Source organism: Streptomyces sioyaensis (genome assembly GCF_004122735.1).
Taxonomy (GTDB): Bacteria; Actinomycetota; Actinomycetes; order Streptomycetales; family Streptomycetaceae; genus Streptomyces; species Streptomyces sioyaensis.
On the sequence record NZ_SDIF01000013.1, the window covers coordinates 49,972 to 76,969 of the forward strand.

Annotated in this window: 23 protein-coding genes; 8 read left to right on the plus strand and 15 right to left on the minus strand. The window is 71.1% G+C overall.

Annotation, left to right across the window (positions count from 1 at the left end):
* Positions 1-110: 110 nt before the first annotated feature.
* The 4 genes from grpE to EST54_RS07205 all read right to left on the minus strand — a co-directional run bounded on the left by grpE (position 111) and on the right by EST54_RS07205 (position 5,644).
* Complete coding sequence (grpE, locus tag EST54_RS07190; protein WP_129246200.1) at positions 111-725, minus strand: nucleotide exchange factor GrpE; 615 nt, start codon at positions 723-725, stop codon at positions 111-113.
* The gene (gene dnaK, locus EST54_RS07195; protein WP_129246202.1) at positions 722-2,623 is read right to left on the minus strand and encodes a molecular chaperone DnaK; all 1,902 of its coding nucleotides are present in this window, start codon (positions 2,621-2,623) and stop codon (positions 722-724) included. The genes grpE and dnaK overlap by 4 nt, the downstream gene beginning before the upstream one ends.
* Before the next feature lie 480 nt (positions 2,624-3,103).
* A complete protein-coding gene (locus EST54_RS07200) occupies positions 3,104-4,168 on the minus strand; it encodes a type III polyketide synthase (RefSeq protein ID WP_129246204.1) in 1,065 nt (354 codons plus the stop codon).
* Between the two features lie 267 nt (positions 4,169-4,435).
* The gene (locus EST54_RS07205; RefSeq protein ID WP_129246206.1) at positions 4,436-5,644 is read right to left on the minus strand and encodes a cytochrome P450; all 1,209 of its coding nucleotides are present in this window, start codon (positions 5,642-5,644) and stop codon (positions 4,436-4,438) included.
* 793 nt (positions 5,645-6,437) lie between these two features.
* Here EST54_RS07205 and EST54_RS07210 point away from each other — a divergent pair.
* From EST54_RS07210 to EST54_RS07220, 3 genes are all read left to right on the plus strand, one after another.
* Positions 6,438-7,652, plus strand: coding sequence for an EfeM/EfeO family lipoprotein (locus EST54_RS07210; protein ID WP_167511500.1), 1,215 nt, complete (start codon positions 6,438-6,440; stop codon positions 7,650-7,652).
* Between the two features lie 5 nt (positions 7,653-7,657).
* Entirely contained in the window at positions 7,658-8,908 is a 1,251-nt protein-coding gene (gene efeB, locus EST54_RS07215) for an iron uptake transporter deferrochelatase/peroxidase subunit (RefSeq protein WP_129246208.1), read from the plus strand.
* Between the two features lie 170 nt (positions 8,909-9,078).
* Complete coding sequence (locus tag EST54_RS07220; RefSeq protein WP_129246210.1) at positions 9,079-10,920, plus strand: phospholipase C; 1,842 nt, start codon at positions 9,079-9,081, stop codon at positions 10,918-10,920.
* 173 nt (positions 10,921-11,093) lie between these two features.
* Here the strand turns inward: EST54_RS07220 and EST54_RS07225 are convergent, their stop codons facing one another.
* Complete coding sequence (locus EST54_RS07225) at positions 11,094-11,498, minus strand: VOC family protein (protein WP_093481722.1); 405 nt, start codon at positions 11,496-11,498, stop codon at positions 11,094-11,096.
* Between the two features lie 271 nt (positions 11,499-11,769).
* On the opposite strand from EST54_RS07225, the gene EST54_RS07230 reads away from it, so the two are divergent.
* The 4 genes from EST54_RS07230 to EST54_RS07245 all read left to right on the plus strand — a co-directional run bounded on the left by EST54_RS07230 (position 11,770) and on the right by EST54_RS07245 (position 14,557).
* Entirely contained in the window at positions 11,770-12,015 is a 246-nt protein-coding gene (locus EST54_RS07230; protein WP_129246212.1) for a hypothetical protein, read from the plus strand.
* A 185-nt stretch (positions 12,016-12,200) separates the two neighbouring features.
* Positions 12,201-13,097 (plus strand): universal stress protein, encoded by an 897-nt coding sequence (locus EST54_RS07235; RefSeq protein ID WP_129246214.1) that lies wholly within the window; start codon positions 12,201-12,203, stop codon positions 13,095-13,097.
* A gap of 326 nt (positions 13,098-13,423) precedes the next feature.
* Entirely contained in the window at positions 13,424-14,047 is a 624-nt protein-coding gene (locus EST54_RS07240) for a CBS domain-containing protein (RefSeq protein ID WP_129246216.1), read from the plus strand.
* Positions 14,048-14,125: 78 nt separating this feature from the next.
* Positions 14,126-14,557 (plus strand): SRPBCC family protein, encoded by a 432-nt coding sequence (locus EST54_RS07245; RefSeq protein ID WP_129246218.1) that lies wholly within the window; start codon positions 14,126-14,128, stop codon positions 14,555-14,557.
* Positions 14,558-14,653: 96 nt separating this feature from the next.
* On the opposite strand, the gene EST54_RS07250 is transcribed toward EST54_RS07245, so the two are convergent.
* The 3 genes from EST54_RS07250 to EST54_RS07260 all read right to left on the minus strand — a co-directional run bounded on the left by EST54_RS07250 (position 14,654) and on the right by EST54_RS07260 (position 17,954).
* On the minus strand, positions 14,654-15,913 hold the full coding sequence (locus EST54_RS07250) for a PP2C family protein-serine/threonine phosphatase (protein ID WP_129246220.1): 1,260 nt from the start codon (positions 15,911-15,913) through the stop codon (positions 14,654-14,656).
* 298 nt (positions 15,914-16,211) lie between these two features.
* A complete protein-coding gene (locus tag EST54_RS07255) occupies positions 16,212-16,682 on the minus strand; it encodes a RidA family protein (protein ID WP_129246222.1) in 471 nt (156 codons plus the stop codon).
* Between the two features lie 12 nt (positions 16,683-16,694).
* Positions 16,695-17,954: a multidrug effflux MFS transporter gene (locus EST54_RS07260; RefSeq protein WP_129246224.1), complete on the minus strand. Its 1,260-nt coding sequence runs from the start codon at positions 17,952-17,954 to the stop codon at positions 16,695-16,697.
* A gap of 228 nt (positions 17,955-18,182) precedes the next feature.
* Between EST54_RS07260 and EST54_RS07265 the strand changes: the two genes are divergently transcribed.
* Positions 18,183-18,977 (plus strand): PhzF family phenazine biosynthesis protein, encoded by a 795-nt coding sequence (locus tag EST54_RS07265; RefSeq protein WP_129246226.1) that lies wholly within the window; start codon positions 18,183-18,185, stop codon positions 18,975-18,977.
* A gap of 121 nt (positions 18,978-19,098) precedes the next feature.
* On the opposite strand, the gene EST54_RS07270 is transcribed toward EST54_RS07265, so the two are convergent.
* The 7 genes from EST54_RS07270 to EST54_RS07300 form a co-directional block, all read right to left on the minus strand.
* The gene (locus EST54_RS07270; protein WP_161989255.1) at positions 19,099-20,130 is read right to left on the minus strand and encodes a zinc-binding dehydrogenase; all 1,032 of its coding nucleotides are present in this window, start codon (positions 20,128-20,130) and stop codon (positions 19,099-19,101) included.
* 104 nt (positions 20,131-20,234) lie between these two features.
* Positions 20,235-21,323 (minus strand): prephenate dehydrogenase, encoded by a 1,089-nt coding sequence (locus EST54_RS07275; RefSeq protein WP_161989259.1) that lies wholly within the window; start codon positions 21,321-21,323, stop codon positions 20,235-20,237.
* Positions 21,324-21,341: 18 nt separating this feature from the next.
* On the minus strand, positions 21,342-22,655 hold the full coding sequence (locus EST54_RS07280) for an aminotransferase-like domain-containing protein (RefSeq protein WP_129246230.1): 1,314 nt from the start codon (positions 22,653-22,655) through the stop codon (positions 21,342-21,344).
* Entirely contained in the window at positions 22,655-23,566 is a 912-nt protein-coding gene (locus tag EST54_RS07285) for a phytanoyl-CoA dioxygenase family protein (protein ID WP_129246232.1), read from the minus strand. Before EST54_RS07285 ends, EST54_RS07280 begins: the two co-directional genes overlap by 1 nt.
* Before the next feature lie 3 nt (positions 23,567-23,569).
* Positions 23,570-24,712 carry an alpha-hydroxy acid oxidase gene (locus tag EST54_RS07290; RefSeq protein WP_129246234.1) on the minus strand — a complete coding sequence of 381 codons (1,143 nt, stop codon included), beginning with the start codon at positions 24,710-24,712 and terminating at the stop codon, positions 23,570-23,572.
* Positions 24,709-25,788 (minus strand): 4-hydroxyphenylpyruvate dioxygenase, encoded by a 1,080-nt coding sequence (gene hppD / locus EST54_RS07295; protein WP_129246236.1) that lies wholly within the window; start codon positions 25,786-25,788, stop codon positions 24,709-24,711. Before hppD ends, EST54_RS07290 begins: the two co-directional genes overlap by 4 nt.
* Positions 25,789-25,978: 190 nt before the next feature.
* On the minus strand, positions 25,979-26,536 hold the full coding sequence (locus EST54_RS07300; protein WP_161989256.1) for a helix-turn-helix transcriptional regulator: 558 nt from the start codon (positions 26,534-26,536) through the stop codon (positions 25,979-25,981).
* Positions 26,537-26,998 lie beyond the last annotated feature (462 nt).

Sequence of the window (26,998 nt, forward strand, 5' to 3'; positions counted from 1 at the left end):
GAGACCGAACGAGCGCCCCGGTGCGGTGGGGGTGTGCCGGAAGGGTAAGGTGACGGGTCGTCAGTTGCAATGCCCGTGCGGTGACGGCCGGTTGCACCCGGCGGACATGGCTATCCCGCAGGTGGCTGCCCGGCGACGGCCACCTGTGCGGGGCGCAGCAGGTGCCCGCCGACCCGGTAGCCCTGGCGGAGGACCTCGGTGCACAGGGCACTGGCGAGCCGCTCGTCGGGGGTGTAGGTGATGGCCTCGTGGATCTGCGGGTCGAAGGGGGCACCCGCCGTGCCGACGGGCTGGAGGCCCAGCGCCGCCAGTTCGGCGTGCAGCGCCTCGGCGATGCGCTGGAAACCGCCGGTCACCTCGCCGCGCTCGGTGGCCTCGGCCAGCGAGTCGAGCACCGGAAGCAATCGGCTCAGCACATTGGCGACGGCGATCTCGCCGACCGCCAGACGATCGCGGTGGACCCGCTTGCGGTAGTTGTCGAACTCGGCCTTCAGCCGCTGCAGATCGGCCGTCCGCTCCCGGAGGTCGGCGCGGAGCGTCGCCTCCGGCGGAACCGGCCGCTCGGCACCCCGGGCGTCGCCGGGCGGGCTGCCGGTTTCCCGCTCGGCCGGCCCCTCCCCGTCGGTGGTACGGGGCGGGACCGGCCCGGGGCTTTCCTCCGGTCCGTGTCCGACGAGCGCCAGCGGAGGGTGGGGGAGGCCACGGACGTGGGGCGGGCGGTTCATCGTGCGCTTCCCTCCTGCTTGTCGTCGTCCACGATCTCCGCGTCGACGACGTCGTCCTGCTCGCCGCCGGCCGCTCCCGAACCGCCCTCGCCGGAGCCCTCGGCGGTCGGCCCGGCGCCCTGGGACTGCTGCGCCTGCGCATCGGCGTACATGGCCTGACCCAGCCTCTGGGAGACGGCCGCGAGCTTCTCGGTGGCGGTGCGGATCTCGGCGGTGTTGTCGCCGTCGGTGGACTCGTTCTTGAGCTTCTCCTTCAGCTCGCCGACCGCGGTCTCGACCTCGGTCTTGATCTCACCGGGGACCTTGTCCTCGTTGTCCTTGAGGAACTTCTCGGTCTGGTACACGAGCTGCTCGCCCTGGTTGCGGGTCTCCGCGGTCTCCCGCTTGCGGCGGTCCTCCTCGGCGTGGTGCTCGGCGTCGCGGACCATCCGGTCGATGTCGTCCTTCGGCAGCGAGGAGCCGCCGGTGACGGTCATCTTCTGCTCCTTGCCGGTGCCCAGGTCCTTCGCGGTCACGTGCATGATGCCGTTGGCGTCGATGTCGAAGGAGACCTCGATCTGCGGGACCCCGCGCGGGGCCGGCGGCAGCCCGGTCAGCTGGAACATCCCGAGCTTCTTGTTGTACGCCGCGATCTCGCGCTCGCCCTGGTAGACCTGGATCTGCACGGACGGCTGGTTGTCCTCGGCCGTCGTGAAGATCTCGGAGCGCTTGGTCGGGATCGTGGTGTTGCGTTCCAGGAGCTTGGTCATGATGCCGCCCTTGGTCTCGATGCCGAGGGACAGCGGGGTGACGTCCAGCAGGAGGACGTCCTTGACCTCACCCTTGAGGACACCGGCCTGGAGCGCCGCACCGACGGCGACGACCTCGTCCGGGTTGACGCCCTTGTGTGGGTCCTTGCCGGTCAGCTCCTTGACCAGCTCGGTCACCGCGGGCATCCGGGTCGAGCCGCCGACCAGGATCACGTGATTGACGTCGGAGACCTTGATCCCGGCGTCCCGCACCGCGTTGTGGAACGGCGTCTTGCAGCGCTCCAGCAGGTCGGAGGTCAGCTGCTCGAACTGCGAGCGGGTGAGCTTCTCGTCGAGGTGCAGCGGGCCGTCGGCCGACGCGCTCAAATACGGCAGATTGATCGTGGTCTCGGTCGCCGCCGACAGCTCGATCTTCGCCTTCTCGGCGGCCTCCCGCAGCCGCTGGGTGGCCATCTTGTCCTTGGACAGGTCGATGCCGTACGCGTTCTTGAACTGCTTGGTCAGGTGATCGACGATCCGCTGGTCCCAGTCGTCGCCGCCCAGGTGGGTGTCGCCGTTGGTGGCCTTCACCTCGACGACGCCGTCGCCGATCTCCAGCAGCGAGACGTCGAAGGTGCCGCCACCGAGGTCGAAGACCAGGATGGTCTGGTCGTTCTCCTTGTCGAGGCCGTAGGCCAGGGCGGCGGCGGTCGGCTCGTTGACGATCCGCAGCACCTTCAGGCCCGCGATCTCCCCGGCCTCCTTGGTGGCGGTGCGCTGGGCGTCATTGAAGTACGCCGGAACGGTCACGACGGCATCCGTCACGTCCTCGCCCAGGTACTCCTCGGCGTCGCGCTTGAGCTTCTGCAGGACCCGCGCGGAGATCTCCTGCGCGGTGTAGCGCTTGCCGTCGATGTCGCCGCTGTCCGGGAAGCGCCACTCCGCCTCGCCCATGTGGCGCTTGACCGAGCGCGCGGTGCGGTCCACGTTGGTCACGGCCTGTCGCTTGGCGACCTCGCCCACCAGCACATCCCCGCCCTTGGCGAAGCCGACCACCGACGGGGTGGTCCGGGCGCCCTCGGCGTTGGTGATCACCGTGGGCTCGCCGCCCTCCAGCACACTGACCACCGAGTTCGTCGTACCGAGGTCAATACCCACTGCACGTGCCATGGTCTTCTTCTCCTCGCGTTGCGGCCCACTCCCGGAGCGGCCCGTGGTCAGGGGGCAGCAGAAGGGGGGCGGTGCGCGAGCTCCGCCGTCGTGGCGGGCAGCTGCTCCGCCCGCCGCCTGGCCCGGCGCCCGGGTGGCTCGGACAGACCGCGGCCCGGCCGGCCCGGAATCGCCCCGCAGGCCCTCTCACCTGCTGTGATGGAGGCAAGCCGCCTTCTTCTTCTGCATAAAGCGTGCCGACATATCTGTAAAGATATTCCCATTCAACGCAAAAGAGACGTATGTGCCAATTGCTGTCGCGCTCCCGCCCGCCGCAGCTGTGTCCTCCCGTCCGCCGTAGCCGTGCCTCCCGTCCGCCGCCGGGGCCCCGCGCCTGCGGCCCCGGGCCCCGCATCCGTTCCCCGGGCGCCCGGCGGCGGGCGGGAGCGGACCGCCCGGTGCGCCCGGCGGGCCACCACCGGGCGCACCGGGCGCGCGCGCTCACCTGGCGGTCACCGGGGTCGAGGTCCACGTGCCCAGGGCGATCTCGGCGGTGATGCCGGGCCCGAAGCCCGCCAGCAGACCGCGCTGCCCGTCGAGCGCCGATTCCTCGTCGAACATCCGGCCCAGGGCGTCGAGGATCACCGCGCTGGCGATGTTGCCGTACTCGGTGAGCGTCGCGCGGCTGAAACGGAAGGCCTCCGGCGGCACCTCCAGGAAGTGGCACAGGTCGTCCAGAATGCGCGGGCCGCCCGCATGGACGATGTAGAAGTCCAGGTCGCCCGCGTTCCATTCGTGCTGCTCCGCCACGGTGCGCAGGGCGGGGGCGAGCGGCTTCATGGTGCCGGGCACCCGCTTGTCCAACTGGAAGTGGAAGCCCGTGGAGCGCACCGCGTAGGAGATCCAGTCCTCGGTGTTCGGGATCAGGTACGAGCTGTTGCGCTCCAGGCTCACGCCGGTGCCACCGTTCCCCCGCACCACGGCGGCGGCGACCGCGTCCCCGAACAAGCCGTTCGACAGCAGCGAGCCCACCCCCAGGTCCGTGGGCTGGTAGCACAGCGAGCAGAACTCGCACGCCACGATCAGCACGTTGGCGTCGGGGTACGCCGTGCAGAAGTCATGCGCCCGGTTGATGGCGGCGCCACCCGCGGCGCAGCCGAGCTGGGCTATCGGTATCTGCCGGGTCTCCGGCCGGAAGCCCAGGGTGTTGATGAGCCACGCGCTCAGCGCCGGCATCATGAAGCCGGTGCAGGACACATAGACGATCAGGTCGATCTGCTGCGGCTCCAGTTGGGCCTGGTCGAGTGCCGTGCGCACCACCGCGGGGACGCGGGCCTTGGATTCCTCCTCGTACACCGCGTTGCGGGCATCGAGGCCCGGGTGCTTGAGCACCTTGTCGATCGGCTGGATCAAATGCCGTTTGAGGACGCCGGTGTGCTCGATCAGCCGCAGTACCAATTTCAGCTGCGAGTGGTCCTTGTGCAGCCGTCGTGCGAGTTCGAGGGTGTCCTCTTGGGTGATGACGTATTCAGGGACCGCGATTGCAGGTTTGCACAGAACCGCCATGGGATGCACTCCTTGCAGACCAGGGACCGCCTTTGTGCAATTCCCCTCGTAATTCGAGTCGATTTCGGCCGGTGAACCCGCCGCGGGACGGTGCCTGGTCAAACGGCAAAGAACCGTTGGCGGGCCCGGAGGCCCGGGGTTGACGACTCTTGAGAGAATTGGCGGGCCAGTCGAAGAATGACCTCTCCCCGTGCAGATGGATCATCTTTCCGACTAGTAACCGTACGCCAGCCGGGTGAGATCCGCATTCCGCCGCGATGGCCGCCCTTACCAGGCGACCGGCAACTCCAGCGGATAGCGCCAGATCGAGGTCGTGTTCCAGCGCACGTCCTCGGGCGGCTTGGCGAGCCGCAGCTCCGGGAAGCGCTCCAGCAGGGATCCGAGGGCGACTTCGAGCTCCGTGAAGGCGAGCGGGGCGCCCAGGCAGTGGTGCCCGCCCCAGCCGAAGGTCATGTGGGACGGCTTGCCCTCCCGCTCCAGATCCAGCTCGTCGGGCCGGTCGAACTTCCGGGGGTCCCGGTTGGCCGTCAGATAGGAGACGTGCACGATGTCCCCGGCGCGGATCGTCACCCCGCTCAGCTCCACGTCCTCGGTGGCGACCCGGGGGATGCCGACACCCTTGCGGAACGGAATGAACCGCAGCATTTCTTCCATCGCTTGCGGCAGCATCTCGGGGCGGGAGCGCAGCATGGCCAGTTCCTCGGGCCGGGTCAGCAGCGTGTACGCGAGGTTGCCGATCTCGTAGGTGGTGGTGTCCTGGCCGGTGATGAGCAGGACCATGGCCATGACGGTGAGTTCCTGGTCGCCCAGGATCTCGTCGCCGTCGCGCGCGGTGGCCAGCGCGCTGATCAGGTCGTCTCCCGGGTGCTGACGACGCTTCGCGGTCAGCGTCTCGAAGTAGCCGCGCATCTCGGCCTTGGCCCGCACGGCCTTGTCCCGGTTGTCGAGGCTCACGTTCATCATCGTCCGGGCGTGCGCGCGCAACTGGCCGCGGTCGCGCTCGGGGATGTCGAGCACCTCGCAGATCGTGGTCAGCGGCAGTGGGGAGGCCAGGCTCTCCATCAGGTCCGCGGGCGAGCCGTGCTTGGCCATCCGGTCCAGCAGCTCGTCCACGACGTGCCGGGTGCGGACCCGCATGCGCTCCACCTGACGCGGCGCGAAGGCCTTGGAGACCAGGCTCCGCAGGCGGCTGCTGGCGGGCGGGTCCATCACGTTGATCGCCTCGTCCTGGACGATCGGCTCGGGCGTCATACGGGGGAAGTCGCGCCCGATGATGGCACTGCGGCTGAAGCGCCGGTCGGTGGTCACCGTGCGGACGTCCTCGTACCGGGTGACGAGCCACGCCTCGCCCTCCCCGTACGGCAGCCGGATGCGGGCCACCGGTTCCTCGGTCAGCAGGCGCTTGAGCGTGGGGTCGAATTCAAGGCCCTCGGCATAGTCGAACGGGCAGTTCCAGACGTTGGCGCCGGATTCCATATCGAGCTCCCTAAGTGGGAAGGGGGCGAGCGGATTCACCGCCTGCGACGACAGCAAGGCGCACATGCACGGCAGCAACGGGGCCGCGGGCACAAAAAGCGCCCATTTCCTCCCAGGGATCGTAAACACAGGGAAGCCTCGAATGGCCTTTCCGCCCGGTCGGGAAAGCGGGTCGATGAGGGCACCGTGTCCCGCCATTCCCGGCGGCCCCAGGCCCCGGCCGGGCACCCGGAACATTGGGCCAATCGGGTGGTCCGGCGGGGTGCGCCCGGCCGGAGTCATCCGGAGCTGTCCGCAGGCGCCGGTCCCGATATTCCGGAGCCGCCCGGTCCCGATATGCGGCCTCCGACGGATACGCACCGTGACGTACCGCCCGTCGGCGGAGCGCATGACGCCGTCGGGCGCGAAGCCGCCGCAGCACGGCCGACGGGGCTTCGGGCTGCGCCCGCACGGCCGGCGGCCCAGGTTGCGGAAGCCGTGCGCCCCGCCCCCGCCCGCCGCCGGCCAACGACCGCTCTGCGTACCGCACATGACGCAGTGACCCGGCCGGCTCTCGACTCGTGCGGGTGGGCGCGCGACGTCCGACGGGCCGGACGGCGACCGGCGACCGTCCGGTGAACCACGGGGGAAGTTCTGGTATCTCTTCGGGGGAATGAGTGTTCGGGCGGCGTGCGCTGCTTAGCATGTGCAGCGTTGCCGTCGGGCACGGCAGGAGACGCGCCGGGACCGTGGCCCTGTTCTGCCTGCACCAGGTACGCGAGCGCGTGCTGTGAACGACCCCGGGAGGCCGGTAGTGCCACGAACCGGCCCCCCATGGCTGCGGTCCGCCCGTGTGCGGGGCATCGGCGGTGCGCTCCTCGTCGGCGGCCTGCTGGTGACGTTGGTTCCGGCCGACGGCCCGGGTGACGCGGCGGGGGACGGCCGGGCCGCGGCGGACGGGCTGCCGCACACCACCGTCGAGGTCTCGCCGAGCGGTTGCGGCCGGGGCTGGGCACACCCCCGCCCCGGGACGCAGGTCTTCGAGCTGCACAACACCTCCGACACCGCGGCCGAGGTCTATCTCAAGTCCCCGCGGAACGGGGCGGTGTACGGCGAGGTGGAGGGGATAAGCCCCGGGACGACCCGCCGGCTGCGGGTCCGGCTGGGCCAGGGGACCTACGCGTTCATGTGCCTGCCGGACGACGCCGACGCGGTCACCGGGCCCACGGTCCGCATCGACGGCGGCGGCCCTGCGGGGCCGGCGGCGGCTCCGCTCACCCAACACGACCTGATTCCCCCGGCACTGGACTACCAGAAGTGGGTCGGGCGCGGGCTGGACGACCTCGTCGGCCGGACCGCGACGCTACGGGACGCCGTCGCCCGCGGGGACCTCGCGGGCGCCCGGAACGCCTGGCTGCCCGCCCACCTCGCCTATGAACGGCTGGGCGCGGCGTACGGCACCTTCGGCGACGCGGACCAGCAGATCAACGGCACCGGCGCCGGTCTGCCGAAGGGCGACCGGGACCCGGCGTTCACCGGCTTCCACCGCATCGAATACGGGCTGTGGCACGGGCAGTCGGCCGCCACCCTGCGCGCACCGGCCGCCGCGCTCGTCGCGTCCGTGCGCAGGCTCCGGGACGACTGGGCGCAGGCGCGGATGGATCCGGCGGACCTCGGCCTGCGGGCGCACGAGATCCTGGAGAACACCCTTGAGTTCGAGCTGACCGGGCGGACCGACTACGGCAGCGGCAGCAACCTCGCCACCGCACGCGCCAACCTCGACGGGACCCGCGCCGTCCTCAGCCGGCTGCGCCCCCTCCTGGTCACCCGCTACCCCGGTCTGCGGCAGCTGGAGGCCGAACTGGACCGCACACAGCGGCTGCTCGACGGCTTCCGGCGCGGCGGCCGGTGGACCTCGCCGGCCCGTCTGGACCGGGCCCGGCGGGAACGCGTCGACGCGGCGCTCGGAGATCTGGTGGAACGACTGGCGTCGGTGGCGACGCTGTGCGATGCGCGGAGAACGGTGTGACGGGCATGAACGGTGTCGGGCGACGGGGATTCCTGCGGGGTGCGGCACTGGCCGGGGCCGGTCTCGCGACCGGCGGTGCCGCGCCCGGCGACGGCCTGCCGGCGGCCGGCGCGACGGTGCCGGTGCCGGGCCCGGGGCTGCTGGCGGAAGCCGCGCTCCCGGTTCCGTTCCACGGCACCCGTCAGGCCTCGGTGCTCGCGCCGCCCCGCCGGGTCACCGCGTTCACCGCGTTCGACGTGACCGCCGGGGACCGCCGCGAACTGGCCGATCTGCTGCGCACCGTCACGGCCCGGGCCCGCTTCCTGACCGGCGGCGGACTGCCGGCACCGGTCGGCATCACCGGCCCGCCCGCCGACTCGGGCCTCCTGGGGCCCGAGGTCCCCGCCGGCGCGCTGTCGGTGACGGTCGGCGTGGGCGCGGCCCTCTTCGACGAACGGTTCGGGCTGCCCGGCCGCGCGCCGCGCCGCCTGACCACCATGCCCACCTTCCCCGACGACGACCTCCGGGCCGAGTGGTGCCACGGTGACCTGAGCATCCAGCTGTGCGCGGACGATACGGACACCGTCCTGCACGCCCTGCGCGACCTCGCCCGGCACACCCGCGGTGGGATGCAGGTGCGCTGGCGGCTGGACGGCTTCACCAGCCCGCCCCGGCCGTCCGGGACGCCCCGCAACCTCTTCGGGTTCAAGGACGGTACGGCCAACCCGGACGCCCGCTCCGCCCGCGAGACGGACCGTCTGGTGTGGGTGCGGCGGGGAGCGGGCGAGCCGGACTGGGCGGTCGGCGGCAGCTACCAAGTGGTGCGTCTGATCCGCATGCTGGTGGAGTTCTGGGACCGGGTGTCGCTGACCGAGCAGGAGCGGATGTTCGGCCGAGCCCGGGAGACCGGGGCACCCCTGGACGGCGACGCCGAACACGACACGCCGCACTATCCCGGCGACCCCAAGGGCGATGTGATCCCCCTGGACAGCCATATCCGGCTGGCCAATCCACGGACCGCGGCCACCGACGACCAGCGCCTCCTGCGCCGTGCCTACAACTACGACAACGGGACGGACCGCAACGGCAATCTGGACATGGGCCTGCTGTTCTGCTGCTACCAGCAAGACCTTGCCCGCCAGTTCGAGACCGTGCAACGCAGGCTCGCCGGCGAGCCGCTGACGGACTACATCAAGCCCTTCGGCGGCGGATACTTCTTCGCGCTGCCCGGCGTCCGCGACGAAGCGGACTGGTACGGCCGGGCCTTGCTGGCATGACCGGCGGCCGCTCCGGAAACCGAAGGGTCAACACGCGGTCAAGGTTTGGCCTGGGATACCTGACCCAGTGTTCACTCTCAGGCCATCATGGCTCTGCCGCACCGCCGCCGGACCGGCACACCATCCGGCCGTACGGCACCGATACGTCCCTGCCCGGAGGGTGAACCAGCATGGCCAGTAGGGGAAGACGAGCAACGATACGGAGTCTGGGGGCCCTCACGGGTGCCGCGGCCCTCGCGGCCCTGGGTGCCGGCGGGCCCGCATGGGCGGCGGCCGGAGCGCCCGACTCCTCGCGTACGGCCACGCCCATCAAGCACGTGGTCGTGCTCTTCGACGAGAACATCTCGTTCGACCACTACTTCGCGACGTACCCGAAGGCCGCCAACACCGACGGCACCAAGTTCACCGCCTCGCCGCGCACTCCCCGGGACATCGACAACCTGCGCACGGCCGGGCTGCTCAAGCACAACCCCAACCAGTACGCGCCCAAGCGGCTCACCCCCGCGCAGGCCGTGACCTGCGACCAGACCCACGACTACGGGCCCGAGCAGTACGCGTACAACGGCGGCAAGGCCGACAAGTTCGTCGAGAACACCGACTCCGGCAAGTGCTCCGGCGGGCTCTACGGCGAGCCCGGACTGGTGATGGACTACTACGACGGCAACACCGTCACCGGGCTGTGGAACTACGCCCAGCACTACTCCCTCAACGACCGCTCCTTCAGCTCGGTCTACGGCCCCTCCTCACCGGGCGCGATCAACCTGATCTCCGGGCAGACGCACGGCGTCGTCTCCATGGACCCGGCCTCCGGCACGGAGGACCCCAAGCAGACCGACACGCCGGATCCGCACACCGTGCAGTCGCCGGACGCCAAGGGCGTCGGCACCATGATCAACGACCCGGATCCGGCCTACGACGACTGCTCCAACAAGGACCACACCGGCAAGAACGCGCTCGCCGCGATGCAGGGGCGCAACATCGGTGACGTGCTCAACTCCCGTCATGTCAGCTGGGGATGGTTCCAGGGCGGCTTCCGGCCCAGCACCGCGTGGGACGGCCAGGCGGGGCACTTCGCCAAGTGCGGCGGGACCACCCACGCCAACGTCGGGGGAGCGGCGGCCGTCGACTACAGCCCGCACCACTCGCCGTTCGAGTACTACAAGTCGACGTCCAACCCGCACCACCTGCCGCCGAAGAGCGTCAACGAGGTCGGCCACGACGGACCGGCCAACCACAACTACGACCTGAGCGACTTCGACGCCGTGCTCAAGGCGGGCAAGCTGCCGGCCGTCAGCTTCCTCAAGGCCCCCGCGTACCAGGACGCGCACGCCGCCTACTCCGACCCGATCGACGAACAGCACTTCCTGGTCCAGCAGATCAACCGCATCCAGCAGTCGCCGCAGTGGAAGGACACCGCCGTCGTCATCGCCTATGACGACTCCGACGGCTGGTACGACCACGCCTTCGTCAAGCCGCGCAACGGCTCCAAGGACACCAGCACCGGCTCCAACGGCAAGGCCACCGACAGCCCGGCCTGCCAGGCGGGCCCCGCGGCCGCCGGCGGCTACCAGGACCGCTGCGGTCCCGGCACCCGGCAGCCGCTGCTGGTGATCTCGCCGTACAGCAAGGTCAACAAGATCGACCACACCCGGACCGAGCAGACCTCGATCATCAAGTTCATCGAGCACAACTGGCACACCGGGCAGATCGGCGATGCGTCCTTCGACGCCCGGGCGGGCTCGCTGAACGGGATGTTCGACTTCCGGCACCCCAACAACAAGCAGGTGCTCCTCAACGCCGACGGCTCGGTCCAATCGGTCGGCCCGCTGCGGCACGTCGCACCGGTCGCCACGACCATCGACCCGGGCCCCTCGATGCAGAACACCGCCGCGTCCGGTGACTCCGCCGGCTCCGCCGTCCTCCCGGTCGCCATCGGCGCGGCGGTGGTGGCGGGTGGCGTCACCGGCACGCTCCTGCTGCTGCGCCGCCGCAAGGAGCACGGCGCCGTCTGAGTCGTCTGAGTCGTCTGGGTCGTCTGACCGGACGGCCCGGAGAGCGACACACGGCCCGGCGGATCATCCGAAACGGTGATCCGCCGGGCCGTCGCCGTTGCCGTTGCCGGTGCGGGGACGTGTTCCTCCCGCCACCCCCGGCCGTTACCGGTCCGTCGCCGGCCGTCGCTCGTTCAGTTCGCCTGCCCCAGCGCGTGCCCCTCGCTCGCGGCGAGGACGAAGGGGTGGCCGGCGGGATCCGCATAGCGGCGGGCGTCGTAGGGCCCGTGGTTCTCGCGCGTCTCCAGTGGCCGCGCGCCGAGCGCGACGGCTTCGCGCTCGGCCTCGTCCATGTTGTCCTCAGGGACGAGGAAGTGCAGATGAGCCTGTTGTGAGTCGTCGGGGCGGGGCCAACTGGCCGGCGCCGCGCCCGGGTCCCGCCGAATCGCGAGGTGGATCCTGCCGCCCTCCACGACTTCGATGTAGTCCGGGCTGCTCCCGATCCGCGCTTCTCCGCCGAGGAATTGTGCATAGAAGTCCGCCAGTGGCGCGGGCTCCGTGCAGTCCAGTACCAGGATGCCGGTCTTGGCGATGGCCATGCGGTTCCCCTCCTGCCGACGGGCCCCCGCCCGCCTCTCCGGACCGGGTACCCCGTGGCGGCGCCGGCAGTCCGCGTACGGCGAAGGCGCCCGCCCCTCCGCACACCGGGAAGGCGCCCGCCCCTCCGTCGTGCGCGTACCGGACGCGGCACCGCCCGGGGCCACTCCGGTGTGGCCGACGGAGCCGGCCCGCGACCGTGTGGCCTGGCACGCCCCTGCACGAGGGGCCACGATGGGGACAGGGGCCGGACGTCGTACCTCTGGAGGCGCCATGAGCGAGGAGGCGGAGGGGTGCGCACCGCGGTCGGTACGGCCCGACGGCCATGAGGTCGTCCGGTCCGACGGCCACGAGCTCGTCCGGTCCGACGGCCATGAGGTCGCCCGGCGCGGTGTGGCGGAACGGATGCGGCCCGCCAGGTCAAGGGCCATATGGCAGCCCGTCGGCGGGCCGTTCGGTCTCCTTGCAGCGCCCATCGACTCCTTGGTGCCGGACCGGGGCATCCAGCAGGCTCGGTAGGTGGGGTGGGCACATCGCCCGGCCCGCGGGCACACGCCGAGGAGGAGCACCGATGGGCAACCCACTGCCCCGACGGACCCGTACGCCGCCTTTCCGTGGGACGTGCAGCCACCTCCCACGGGACCGCCGAGGGCGCCCGGACGGGCCGGTGCGGTCGGACCTCGGAGCGCGAAAGAAGGACAGCCATGGAGCCGGAAATCATCACCGTCGGGCTCGACGGCTCGCCGGAGAGCCTGGCGGCGGCGCACTGGGCGGCTGACGAGGCGGACCGGCGGCAGTCGGTCCTGCGGCTGCTCCATGCCTGGATACTGCTGGCCGCCGAGGCGCCGGACACCCCCGCGGACCGCGACCAGAACGCCGGCGCCCGGCAGATCGTGCGCCGGGCCCGGGACGAGGTACGTGCCCGCCACCCGGGGCTGCAGATCATCGAGGATCTGGTGGGGTCCGAGGCCGAGGCGGCGCTGCTGCAGGCGGCCGCCGAGTCGCAGATGCTCGTGCTCGGTTCGCGGGCCCTCGGGGTCTGGGAGAGCTATGTGCTCGGGGACGTCAGTCTGGACGTGGTGGGCCGGGCGAAGGGGCCGGTCATCCTCGTCCGGGCCGGTGACCGGGCGAAACCGCCAGGTCATGCACGCGCGGACGGCACCACGCCGGCTCCCGACGCACGGGTGGTCGTCGGCCTCGGCCTCCGCGGGCCCTGCGAGCGGCTGCTCGCCTTCGCCTTCGACGCCGCGGCGAGCCGTGGCCTTCCGCTGCAGGCCGTACACGGGCGCCCGCTGCCCGTGCATGCCTACACCCCCTGGGGCATCGACCCCGACGCCGAGAAGGAACTCACCAAAGAGGCGGACATCGAGCTGCGGGACGCCATCCGCCCGTGGTGTGAGCGGTTTCCCGAGGTGCTGGTCCAGCAGACCGTCCTCCCGGAGAGCCCGACCCGGGCCCTGGTCCAAACGGTCTTCGGGGCCGCACTCCTGGCCGTCGGCCGCCGGCTGCACCGCCCGCTCCTCGCACCCCGCGTCGGACCGGTGGCGCACGCCGCCATCCACCACGTGGCCTGCCCGGTCGCCGTGGTCCCCCATGACTGAGCGCGGCGAGCACGGCACCGGACCGCCGGCCCCCGGCTCCCGACACCGGAGGGCCGCACGCGGGACGGAACGGGGTTCCGCCCTCACGGTCCGTGCCTCGCGCGCTGCACACAGTGCCGTTGCCCGGCCGCCGGGGTCGGCTGACAACGGCCCCGCGATCACCCCGGGCCCGGGACGGTTCCCCCTCCCCGGCCCCTGATCACCCATTCATGTTGCACCGGTGCACGGCAGGCCCGCCCCTCGCGAGGCAGGCTTGTCAGTACCGGATGACCCGCTCGTGGCGCCACCGGAGGCGGCCCGGGCAGACCCGGAGGGACTGGCCGAAGATGAGGCACCGCTGTGTGGCAGACCTGATGACTCCCCATGCCGTCGTCGTCCAACGGGGCACGACCTTCAAGGAGATCGCCCGTCTGCTCGACGAGTACGAGATCACCGCTGTCCCCGTCCTCGACGAGGACGAGCAGGTGGTGGGGGTGGTATCCGAAGCCGATCTGCTGCGCCGGCAGATCGCGAAGCTCGGGTCGACCACCGCCGAAGCGATCATGACGAGCCCCGCCGTGGTGGCACGGCCCGGCTGGAGCGTCGTGGAGGCGGCCAAGCTGATGGAGCAGAAGAAGGTCAAGCGGCTGCCCGTGATCGATGACGCCGGCCGGCTGATCGGCGTGATCAGCCGCAGCGACCTCGTGCGGCTGTTCCTGCGCCGCGACCGCGCCATCCAGGAGGAGGTGCTGGAGGAGGTGCTCACGCGCACGCTCGGTGTGCCGCCGTCCACGGTCACGGTCGATGTCGCCAACGGCACGGTGACCCTCACCGGCACCCTGGAGCGCACCAGCCTGGTCCCCATCGCCGTGCGGATGTGCGAAAGCGTGGACGGGGTGGTCGAGGTGATCGACCGGCTCACCGCCGAACGGGACGACATCCCGCTGTCGCGGCAGAAGACGTCGGAGTAGGGCCTGCGCCGGGTCGCTTCCGGCTCCCGCCCGGAGCACCCTGGAGTGGTAGCCGTGAACCGAGCTGAGAGGTGCGCGATGAGCACTCTCGAAGAACACATCGACATCAGCGTTCCCCTCGAAACGGCCTGGGACTGCCTCCACCGCGCGGAGACCTATCCGCAGTGCGTCGACGGTGTGCGCGAAGCCCGGTCGCAGGGGACGGACCGGACGCATCTGGACCTCGACGCGGGGGGCCGGGCGACGGAGTGCGATGTCCAGATCACCGACCACCGCACGGAAAAGGTCATGATGTGGCACACCACCAGCGGACCCGATCTGGCGGGCACCTTCTCGCTGCTGCCCATCGACCAGGAGCACACGCGGCTCCAGGCCCGGTTCGAGTACGACCCGGGCACGGTCAAGGAGGCGTTCGGCGGACCACAGGGGTTCGCCCAGGCGGCCGCGATCGAACGGGGCCTGCGGACCGACCTCCAGCAGCTGAAGCAGCTGGTGGAACAGGGGCGATAACTTCCGGCGCCTCAGGCGGTGGTCACCTGGCGTGGCGTCAACTGCCGTGAATATACGTGTAGTTCACCAGCACCCGGCGTTCGCCGGAGAGCGGAACTACAGCCGGACGATGACCAGAGCGATGTCGTCGGGGGCGCCCGCGCTGACGCCGAGGCGGGCCAGCAGCGCGTCGGCGAGGCGTTCCGGGCTGAACCTGCTGACCGGGGCGAGGGCGTCGGTCAGGCGGGCCAGGCTGACGTCGATGTCCTCGTCGCGGCGTTCGATCAGCCCGTCGGTGTAGAGGACGAGGGTGTCCCCGGGTGCGTACGGCACATGGGCCTGGAGGCGGGGCACCTGTTCGCGGTGGGCGCCCAGCGGCGGGTCGGTGGCCTGGTCCAGGAGTTCGTGGCTGCCGTCGGGGTGCAGCAGGACGGGCGGGGGGTGACCGGCGCTGCTGTAGGTGAGATGGTGGCCGGCGATGTCGATCAGCGCCTGGACGACGGTGGTGGCCAGGGCCTTCTCGACGGACCGGGCGTACAGCCCCAGCACTTTCAGGGCCTGGGCGGGGCCGTTGACCGACCGGGCGGCGGCGCTGAGGGCGCTGCGGAGCATGCCCATGACGGCGGCGGCCTCCAGCCCGTGACCGACGACATCGCCGACCGCGACGGCGAATCCGTCGCCGGGGAGGTCGACGATGTCGTACCAGTCACCGCAGATGTTCAGGGACCCGATGGCGGGGAGGTAGCGCACGGCGACATCGTGGTGCCGGGCGAGGTCCGGGGAGTGGAGCATCGCCTCCTGGAGGGTGAGCGCCACCTGGCGTTCGCGGGCGTGGGCCCGTCGCAGCTCCTCGTTGAGGTGTTGCAGCGCCCGTGCCCGGACGTACAGCTCGGCCTCCATCGCCTCCTCGCGCTCGCTCAGCCGCCCGCCGGGCAGCCGGCGCGAACGGCGGGAGAGGACGAACGCGGTCACGTCTTCCACGCGGTGGATGATCCACGCCACCCTGCCGTCCGGTCCGGGGACCGGGGTGTTGATCGTGGACCACCAGCGCTCCTCGAAGTCCCCGGGCCGGTCGGCAAGGGGGATGTCGTACCGCTGGACCGCCATCGTGTCCTGCTCCCCGGTGGCCAGTACGCGGCGCAGCGAGGGATACAGGTTCTGCACCCCCTCGGCATCGGGGTCCGCGGGGTTGTCCGGAAAGGCGTCGAAGACGAACTGCCCCACCAGATCGTCCCGGGTCCGGTTCGTCGCCTGGAGGTACGCCGCATTGACGTCCACGATCACCAGATCCGGATCGAGGACCAGGCACGCGCTGGGGGTCGCGGCGAACAGCGCCGCATGGTCGAGCTCCGGTCTCCGCACGCGCTCCTGCCCCATCTCCGCCCGCTCACGGCCCCCACCCGTCCAATCTAGGAGAGGCTCGGCGTCTGCGCCCGCCAGGACATCGCCGCTCCACCGCAGGCCCGGAGCGCCGCCGTGCCGCTTCGCCGCTCCCGGGGCGGGCCACGGCAGGGCAGCGGTCGGGGATCCGCAACGACCGGCTCCGACCGCTCCGCCCGCACCGCTCACCCGAACGGCGGGCAGGCCCGGCCGGGCGGCTCAGGTGCCGGCGCGTCCCGGCGGGTCGTGCGGCCCGTATCGGACCACGAACCCGGCCGGGGCGTCGCAGGGCCGGTCAGGGGGCGATGCGTACCACGGCCTCGATCTCGACCGCGATGCCGAACGGCAGGCTCATCATGCCGACGGCCGAACGGGCATGAGAGCCGCACTCGGGCCCGAAGACCTCGGTGAGCAGATCCGAGGCGCCTTCCGCGACCACATGCTGCTCCTGGAAATCGGGCGCCGACTGCACCATGACCAGAAGCTTGACGAACTCCTGGATGCGGTCGAGGTCACCGAGCTCGGCCTGGAGGGCGGAGAGGATGTTCATCGTGACGAGACGGGCGGCTTCCTTGCCGTCGTCCACCGTGAAGTCCGCGCCCAGCCGGCCCCGGTACTTCACCGATCCGTCGGGGTTGAGCGGACCGTGGCCGGAGACGAAGACCAGCTCGCCGACCGTCTTCGCCGGCACGTAATTCGCCAGCTTCGGCAGCAGCGGAGGCAACGTCAGCCCGAGTTCTTCCAGCCGGCGAGAGACCTGACCCATCGGTGTTTCTCCTCAGTCTTCGTTCGGGATTGTGGAGGTCACGGGCGCGGCAGGTGCCTCCTGGACCGCGCCGGACCCGGTGGTGGGGCGGGCGGCGAAGGCCCGCAGGGAGTGGAAGGCGATCAGGCCCGTGAAGGCGAAGACCGCCACCAGAATCGAGAAGGACCGGACATCCGGCGGAATCCGGCTCACGACGAGTGACGAGAAGCTTCCGCCGGCCATCTGCACCGCCCCCAGCAGACCGGAGGCCGCGCCCGCCATGGTGGTGAACGAGGTCACCCCGCCCGCCACGGACATCGGGAACAGGAAGCCGTTGCCGATGGTCACCGCCGTCATCAGGACCAGCAGCGGCCACGGCGTCTGCGGATCGGTCAGCCCCAGCGCCAGCAGCACCAACGCACCGCCCGAGAAGATCACATGGCCCCGGACGAGCAGCCGCTCGATCGAGTGCCGCGCGACCAGCCGACGTGACAGCAGATTGCCCGCGATGTAGGCGGCGGCGATGCTGATGTAGCAGTAGCCGTTGATCTCGGTACTCATGCCCAGGCGTTGGAAGATCACCGGGGAGGCGACGAGGTAGCCGGTGTAGACCGCGTACCCCATGCCCAGGTTCAGGCCGAAGCCCCAGAACTTGGCGCTCGCCAGCAGATGCCGGTAGTTCCCCACCGTCGTCCGCAGCCGCCGCGCCCGGCGCTCCGGCGGCAGCGACTCCGGCACCCTGAGGACGACGGCGACCACGGTGGCCAGCGCGATCAGCGCCGTCAGGAAGAAGGGGGAGCGCCACGACAGAAGGGTGGTCAGATAGCCACCCATCAGCGGGGAAATGGCCGGTGAGGCGCCGACCACCGGCATGATCGTGGTGAAGACGCGGGCCGCGGTCTGCTGGCCGTACAGATCGCCGACGATGGCACGGGCCAGGACGAGTCCCGCGCCCGCGCCGAGCGCCTGGAGCAGCCGCGCCGCGGCGAAGACGGCGATGTTCGGCGACAGCGCGCAGGCCAGCGAGGCCACCGCATAGAGGGAGAAGCCGCCGATGACCAGGCGCCGCCGGCCGAGCGCGTCGGACCAGGGCCCGTACAGCAGTTGGGCCACGAGCAGTCCCACGAGGTAGGGGCTGAACGTCGCCTGCACCGCCGAGACGGACGTGCCCAGGGCGTGGGCGGTCTGCGCCAGCCCCGGAAGGTTGATGTCCGAGGACATCAGGCCGCCCACACTCAGCGAGATGAGCACCGCGAGGAGCAATGGCGGGACCTTGGCCTCAGTGCTGTCCATGCCTGCCCTTCCGGACGCCGGTGCGTCCTGGGCCCACCGCCTGGACGAGGCGGGGCCGGTTGCTGTCCCGTACAACGATCGGTGATGAATCCTAATGATCGCGAGGGCGGCGGACACCCTCCTCTCGGACCGTTGCCCCTGCCCCGTTGGGCTCCGGGATGTGGTCCGAAGAGCGCCATCCGGTACCCGTTTCCCTCAAGGCGGCCCGCCGACAGTAGCGTCGGAGGTATGCGTGCCTTCATCGTCGATGCCTTCACCGACCGGCCGTTCGCCGGGAATCCCGCCGGCGTCTGTCTGCTGGACGAGCCGGCCGACGCCGCCTGGATGCAACGGGTCGCCGCCGAACTCAACCTCTCGGAGACGGCCTTTGTCCACCCCGCAGGGGAAAACACCTACGGACTGCGGTGGTTCACCCCGACCGTGGAGGTCGACCTGTGCGGCCACGCCACGCTGGCCACCGCCCACATCCTCTACGGGACCCGGCCCACTGCCCCTGACAAGGATCTGCACTTCGAGACCCTGAGCGGAGTGCTGACCGCCCGCCGGCACCACCAGGGCGCCCTCACCCTGGACTTCCCCGCGGATCCGCCGACCGCCGTCGCCGTGCCGTCCCGGCTCGCCGAGGCCCTCGGGGCCGGGCCGGTGTGGACGGGCCGGGCCCGGCACGATCTGCTCGTGGAGCTGCCGACGGCGGACGCGGTGCGGGAACTGGCCCCGGACATCGCCGCGCTGGCCGGGTTCAGCGGCCGAGCGGTGATCGTGACCGCCGGTGCCCCGGACGGCGACGACCACGACTTCGTCTCCCGGGTCTTCGCCCCCGCCGCCGGCATCCCCGAGGACCCGGTCACCGGCGCCGCCCACTGCGTCCTCGCACCGCACTGGTCCGGACGGCTGGGGCGTACCGCGCTGACCGGTGTGCAACTGTCCGCGCGCGGCGGGCGGGTGGGCGTCGAGCTGGGCGACGACCGGGTCACGCTGCTGGGCCGGGCGGTGACCGTGTTCGAGGGAGAGCTCGCGTCGTGAGGCGTACGCGGCGATGGCCGATCGTACGCCGCGTCACCTGAGGCGTACGCGGCCCACACGTTCGTGAGCCCCGCTTCCCGGCGGCCGTACCGGGAAGCGGGGCTCACGAGCGGATGGGCACTCAGGGACGGATGAGCACCTTCAGGGCCTCGCGTGCGGCCATGGCCTTGTAGCCGTCCGGAACACCGTCCAGCCCGACGGTGCGGTCGAAGATCGCGGCGGCATCGAGCCGCCCGGACAGCACATCGGGCAACAGCTCGGGGATATAGGCCCGGGCCGGGGTGACCCCGCCGGAGAGGGTGATGTTGCGGCGGTAGAACCGCCGTACGTCGACGCCCTCGCCGTCCTGCGGCACGCCCACATAGCCGACGGCACCACCGGGACGCGTCATGTCGAGGGCGTCCCGCAGCGCCGCGCCCGTTCCGACGCACTCCAGCACCGCGTCCGCGCCATGGCCGCCGGTGAGCTCCTTGACCCGCTCGACGGCCGCCGGGCCGCGCTCCGGCACCACCTCGACGGCCCCGAACCGGCGGGCCAGGTCGGTACGCCGGGGGTGCCGCCCCAGCACGACGATGCGCGACGCGCCCAGCCGGGCGGCGGCCAGGACCGCACACAGCCCGACCGCGCCGTCACCGATCACGGCGACGGTGCTGTCCGGACCCACCCGCGCGGAGAGAGCGGCGTGATGCCCCGTGCACAGCACATCGGCCAGCGCCAGGACCGCCGGTACCCGCGGGTCGTCCGGCTCCATCGGCAGCGGGACGAGCGTGCCGTCCGCCTGCGGCACCCGCACCCGCTCGCCCTGACCGCCGTCCAGTGCCCCGCCCCAGAACCCGCCGTGCAGACACGAGCTGTGCAGCCCGGCACGGCAGAACTCGCAGCTGCCGTCGGACCACTTGAAGGGGGCGAGCACCAGGTCGCCGGGGCGTACGGAGGTGACCTCCGCGCCGGTCTCCTCGACCACTCCGAGGAATTCGTGCCCGAGCCTGATGCCGTCCGGCGTCGGCGCGAGCTTCTGGTAGCGCCAGAGGTCGCTTCCGCAGATCGCGGCATGGGTGACCCGCAACAACGCGTCGGTCGGCCGGTCGAGCCGGGCGTCGGGCACCTCCCTCACCTGGACGTCCCCTGCCCCGAACATCACCGCTGCCCGCACAGTCGCACTCCTGGATTCGCTCGCCAAGGCCCTTTCGGCCCGCTGTCGTTCGGATGCCGCGCACCGGCCACTCACCGGCCACGGCCACTCACCGGCCACGGCCACTAGACGTGGACGGTCCACTCGCGGCGCGTGAGATCGGCCGCGAGCCGGCCGGCCGACTCGCCTGCCACGAGGAGCTCCGCCAGGCCCGCGTCCTTGTTGGTCGCGTGCTCCAGGCGGATGTCCTCGATGTTCGCCCCCGTCAGCGAAGCGTCGGCCAGCAGCCGGGCCAGCTCATTCGCCCGGTCCCGCAGGACGACCCGAACTGATGAGTATGGTAGGGCAGTTCCGCCGTGTTTACCGGGGATCCTGGCATGGCCCGTGTTGCCGCGGCGGAGCAGACCGGTCAGTTCCGCCGCCGGGCCGGACCGCGCCGGACCTGCGGGAGTCGCGGCCAGCGTCCGCAGCGCCCGCAGCACCGCATCGAGGTCCTCGGCGAGCTCGCCCAGGACCTCCGCCACGGCCTCCGCATTGGTCACGAGGATGTCCGTCCACAGACCGGCGTCGCCCGCGGCGATCCGGGTGACATCGCGCAGCCCCTGGCCGGCGAGCCGTACCGCGAAGTCCTCGCCGTCGCACAGCCGGGCCGCCATCAGCGTGGCGAGGAGATGCGGCACATGGGAGACCAACGCGACGGCGCGGTCATGTGCGTCCGGGGCCAGCACGACGGGCACCGCGCCGCACAGCCTGACCAGCTCCAGTCCACGGCGCAGCACCGCGGACCGGGTCGCCGGGTGCGGCGTGAGCACCCAGGGCCGCCCGTCGAAGAGGTCCGCCCGGCCCGCCCGCGGACCCGAGCGCTCCCGTCCCGCCATGGGATGGCCGCCGACGAAGGAGGTCAGATCGCACCCGCGGGCCGCCAACTCGGCCTGGGGACGGCCCTTCACACTGGCCACATCGGTGTACGCACGCGCCAGACCGTCCTTCTGGTGCTCCTCCAGCACCTCCGCCACCTTCCCCGGCGGCACCGCGAGCACCGCGAGGTCCACCGGCGCCGGGGGAGCGCCGGCCGTACCGGCCCCCAGTGCGGCGGCGGTGCGGGCCGCGGCGCCGTCCCGGTCGATGAGGTAGGTGGTCACGCCCCGCGCGGTGAGGGCGAGGGCGACGGAGGTGCCGATGAGGCCGGTGCCGACGACCGCGGCGGTGCGCAGCTCTGGCAGTGCCACGGGCTACCCCTGGCCCATCCGGCGGGTGAGGTGCGAGGCGAGCCGGCGCACCCCTTCCTCGATCTGATCTGGCGTCAAATAGCTGGCCGACAGCCGGATCTGATGCTCGCCCCCGGCACCCAGATAGAAGGAGCTCATAGGGGTCCAGATCACCCCGTAGTCGCGCGCCGACTCCTCCAGGAGCGCGTTGTCGGCGGCGAAGGGAAGGGTCAGTACGAGGAAGAACCCGCCGTCCGGCACGTTCCAGCGCACCTGCCACCGGTCCTGGGGCAGATGCCGTGCGAGCGCGCCCAGCAGCGCCTCCATGTTCCCGCGGTAGAAGTCAATGAGGTCCTTGTTGGCGTCCCGCAGCCGGCAGTCATGGGCGACGAGCATGCCGCCGATGACGGCCTGGGCGAGCGCCGGGGTGTTGACCGTGACCATGCTCTTGATTTTCGACAGCTCGTCCGCGAGGAGGGTGCGCCGCCCGTCGTCACCGGTGACCGGCTGGTCGGCGAGGACATAGCCGACCCGCGCACCCGGGAAGCACGTCTTGGCGAAGGAACCGAAGTAGATCACCCGGTGCCGGGAGTCGAGCGATTTCAGGGTGGGCCGGCGCTCCCCGGTGCGGCTGAAGAACCCGTAGGGGTTGTCCTCCAGCAGCAGCAGATCCTCTTCGGCGGCGAGGTCGAGCAGCTCGTGTCGCTTGGGGGTGGGCATCGACGTCCCGGACGGGTTCGAGAAGTCCGGGATCACATAGAGGGCGCGCGGCCGCTTCCCCCTGGCGCGCACCGCGGCGAGCGTGCTCCGCAGCGCGTCGAGGTCCAGCCCGGCCCCGTCCTCGGGCACGGGCACCGTCTCGGCCCCCAGCAGCCGCGCCGCGCCGGTGATCCCCACATATCCGGGGTCGGTGACCAGCAGCACGTCGTCCGGGTCGGCGAGGAGCGCCCTGAGCACCAGGACCATCGCCTCCTGGCAGCCCACGGTGATCACGATGCCCGACGGATCGGTGTGGATGTCCTCGTCCTGGGCGATCGTCCGGGCGACCAGCTCGTGGATCTGGCCGTTGGTCCGTCCGTACTGGAAGAGCGCGGTGCGGACCTCCTCGGGAGTGCGCCCGAGGTCCTGTTCCAGGTACCGCGTATAGGTGTCGAGGTAGGTGCTGATCCGGTCCACCTCGAAGAACCCGTCATAGGGACGGCCCGGACCGAACGAGACCGCGTCGGGGTACCGCAGCGTCACCTCGTTGAGGAAGTTCATCACGTCGAGCAGCGGGTCCGAGAGCGACGAGTGGAGATCGGCCGCCCGCAGCCCGGTGTCCGGTCCGGGCCCCCGCATTACGCCTGCTCCTGCCAGAGCACCGGGCAGAACTCCGGGTCCGTGTAGTCGGGGTGGCCGTCGGGCGTCTGCCGGACCAGGACGTCGTTGTTGTAGACGACCCGCTCGCCCGTGGAGATCTCGAACGGCCGGTACTGGTTCGTCCGGTCCTGCAGGTGGAAGGAGATCGCCCGCCGGGGACGGTCGCTGCGGTTGACCCCGCTGCCGTGGTACGTACGGCAGTGGTGGAAGCTGATGTGCCCCTTCGGAATGACGACGGGGATCTTGCGGACCGTCTCGTTGTTGAAGTCGGCGTTCTCCTCCAGCATCTCGTCCAGCTCCGACCGGTCCCGCTCGGCGAAGTGCCGCGTGGTCGCGTCGTTCCCGCCGACCTCCTTCCAGCGGTGGCTGCCGTCGACCATCGTGATGGTGCCCATCTCCTCGTCACAGTCGTGGAAGGGGATGAACGCGGTCAGCATCTCGTCGGAGGTGCAGGTCTGCCAGTAGTGCCGGTCGAAGTGCCAGGGCACGATGGTGCCCTCGTCCTCGGGGCGCGGGGGCTTGTAGATGAGGGTGCTGTTCCACAGCCGTATCTGGCTGGTCCGGGCGATCCGCGCGGCGACCGCGGCAATGACCGGCTTGGACAGGATGCGGCGGACGGTGTCGTCCTCGTAGAAGATGTAGTCGTTGTGCCGGTGCACATCACCCCGGGACGGTTCCCAGTACGCCAGGCGCGGCGGGCGGACCGGAAGGGTCCGGTCGCGGTGACCGCCGTAGAACCGCTCGCTCGCCTCCACCAGGGTGTCGACCTCGTCGTCGGTGAGCAGCTTGCGCGACAGATACCAGCCGTGCTCCTGGTAGAAGGCCACCTCCTCGTCGGAGGGCAGCAGCTTGCGGTCGTCGGGGCTGAGCCGGAATGCGTCAGTGGTCATCGTTCATCCTTCCGCGGGGCCGTGGAATCCGTGCTGCGCTGCCGTGGCCGGCCCGCGGGCCAGCAGCGTCGGGTCGAGGTCCTTGGGGGACGGACAGCCGGACAGCGCCATGGCGTCCTCCAGTTCGTCCCGCAGCGTGCTGAGCACCTGGCGGGCACCCGCCTCTCCGTCGGCGGCCAGGCCCCACAGCACCGGACGGCCGACGAAGACCGCCTGGGCGCCCAGGGCCAGCGCCTTGAGTAGGTCGGTCCCGTGCCGGACACCGCCGTCGAGGAACACCGGACAGCGGCCGGCGACCGCCCGCACCACCTCCGGCAGCGCGTCCAAGGTGGCCGTGGCGCCGTCGAGTTGGCGCCCGCCGTGGTTGGACACCACCAGCCCGTCGACCCCGAGTTCGGCGGCGTGCGCCGCGTCCTCGGCGGTGAGCACGCCCTTGAGGACCAGCGGCAGCCGGGTCTGCGACCGCAGCCAGTCGAGGTCCGACCAGTTCAGCGACGGGTCGATGAAGGCGTCGGCATGCCGGGACAGGGCCGAGCTGCCGTCGTGCCGGTCGTGCAGGAATCCGGTGACCGCACCGTCCAGATTGCGTGCCGCGATGTGCGGGGGCAGGTGGAAGCCGTGCCGCGCCTCGCGCAGCCGCCGGCCGAGCCGGGGGGTGTCCACGGTGAGCACCAGGGCGCGGAACCCGGCGGCCTCCGCACGTCGTACCACCTTCTGCAGGACATCGCGCCGGTGCAGCCAGTAGAGCTGCAGCCACAGCGGGCCGGCGGCCGCCGCGGCGATGTCCTCGAAGGTCCGGCTGGCGAAGATGCTGACCACGGTGGGCGCCGCCAGGCTCCCGGCGGCCCGCACTGTCGCCAACTCACCCTCGTCACAGGCGAGTTCGTGATACGCCATGGGGGCCACGCCGAGCGGTACCCCGACCGGGTCGCCCAGGACCGTGGTCGACAGCTCGCACCGGGCGACATCGACCAGCACCCGGGGCCGGATCCGGACCCGGTCGAACGCGGCGCGGTTGGCCGCCACGGTGCTCTCCGTGCCGGCGCCGCCTTCGACGTAGTGCCAGGTCGCCGCGGGTAATTGCGCCTGAGCGAGCGGGGCGTACTCGTCGACCGTCAGCGGCCGGTCCATCGTGCCGCCGGTCACCGGGCACCGGCGCCGGCACCGGCCTGCGCCCGCTCGACCGCCTCGTACAGGCCCTTGATGTTGCCGCTGCCGAAGGTCTGCGCCCCGCGCCGCTCGATGAGTTCGAGGAAGAACGTCCCCCGGGCGTGCGGGGAGCGGGTGAAGATCTGGTACAGCAGTCCCCAGTCGTCCCGGTCGGCGAGCACGGACAGCTCCTTCAGGACGTCCAGATCGCCACCGAGGGAACCCACCCGGCCCTCCACCGCGTCGTAATACGTGGCAGGGGTGTGCAGGAACTCGACGCCGTAGGACGAGAGTTTCTTCACCGCGGTGGCAATGTCCGAGGTGCCGAAAGCCAGATGCTGGACGCCGGCTCCGCCGTGGGCATCGAGGAATGCGTCGATCTGGCCGGGCTTACGCCGCACATCGGGTTCGAGAAAGGTGAAGGTGATCGCGCCGGACGCGCTGCGCACCACCTTGGATTCCATTGCCTGGTCGCCGACCTCGATGAACTCCTCGAATGCCTCGCTGAATCCCAGTCCGTGCTGGTAGAAGGAAATGGTGCGGGCGAGTTCACCGGCCGGAAGGCAGACGGCGAAATGGTCGAGAGCATGCAGCTGTTCGCCGCCCGCCACCTTCCCGGAAGTCTCCAGGGCACGCAGATGGGGGCCGGGCAGCTGCCCCTCGTGTGCGTACTGCACAAAGGAATGCACGACGTCGCCGAACGCCTTGACGGCGGCCGTGGTGACCGCGCCGTCCGGCTGCTCGACGACGGACGGCGCGGCCACCGGCTCGGCACCGTGCCCGACCGCCTGCCGGAACGCGCCCTCGGCGTCCCCGGTCCGCAGCGCGATGTTCGCCACCCCGTCCCCGTGGCGGGCCACGTACCGCGCGACCGTCCCGTCTGAGGTCAGGTCGGAGGTCATGAGGAGACGGATGTCCCCCTGGGCGAGCAGAATCGATCTGCGGTCCGTGAGACCGGTTTCCGGACCGCCCTCGGCGATCGCCTCGAATCCGAAGGCAGTGCGGTAGTAAAAGGCGGCTTGCCGGGCGTCCCCGACAAAGAATTCGACATGGCTGACGCTTAAGTCACTCAACGAAACCCCCGCTGTGTAGGGCGAGACATGGCTCGCCACCCATCGGGTAATGGAGAGCAAGCCCGTACGAAAGAGTGCAGCCAAATTAACTGCTGGCCGGCGTCCGGCAGAACACACCTTCGGAGGCTTGCGCTTCGTCGTTGGTCACCCGGGAATACTCCAATGGTCGCCCGTCGGATACCCCGCTCAACTATCCGAAGATGCCATGTTGGTAGGCGTACAGACCGGCCCGCAGCCGGTCGGGCTGGCCAATTTTCCGCATCGCCTGGGTCAGATGCTTCTTCACGGTGGCCTCGGCCAGGAACAGTTCGGAGGCGATCTCCGAGTTGCTCAGCCCGCGGGCGAGCTTGCCCAGGACGGCGCGTTCGCGCTCGGTCAGCCGGGCCTCGGTGGGGGAGGGCCCGTCGATCGCCAGGGTCACTTCCACCGGCTGGACCGTGGGCGCCGGCAGGAACACCGCGCCGCCGAGCGCGACCGTGGTCACGGCCCGGATGATCTGGTCCTCGTCCATCGCGGGATCGATACAGCCGTGCACACCGCCCGCGAGCACCTGGGAGACCTCCACGCTCGTGGCGGCGGGGTGCAGCAGAATCGCCTTCGCGCCCGGTGCGGCGTGCACCGACAGCAGCTTCTGTGCGGCGGCCGCGTCCGAGGCCAGCCCCTCACGCGTGCCGACGAGGATGACATCCGGCGCTTCTTCGCGGAAGGCGTCCGCGGCCTGCTCCGGATCGCCGAAGCTGCTGACCACGCGCAACTCCGGCGCCGAAGCCAGTATGGAACGAAGCCCGGCGCGGGTCACCGACTGCTCCGCCACCAGCATCACCCGTACCGCGGGGGGTGCGGACGGCTCCCCGGGCGCGCCCCGGCCGGCCTGCCGGTCCCACCCCGCGACGCTCCCGTTCCTCCGGGTTCCCCACTGCTCTAAGTGCGTTTTCTCCAGCACCGCAACCCCCGTTCTTCCAGAGAACTTCTCTGACCCGAGAACATGTTGTTGGTCGGCGAGCAGAGCGGTCAGGCCTGCGACCCCCTTGGGACGTCGGCTCTCCCTGCTCACCCAAGAGCACAGCGACGGGCTCGCCGGCGCGCTCGCACGGCAGCTGCCCGATTCCGGCGCGCACCCGCCGACACCGCGATACGGCGAGGACCGGGCGCTCCACGCTCAACTCCCCTTTCCCCTGGGTGAGTCGGCGGCGTACAGTGTCTCGGCGCC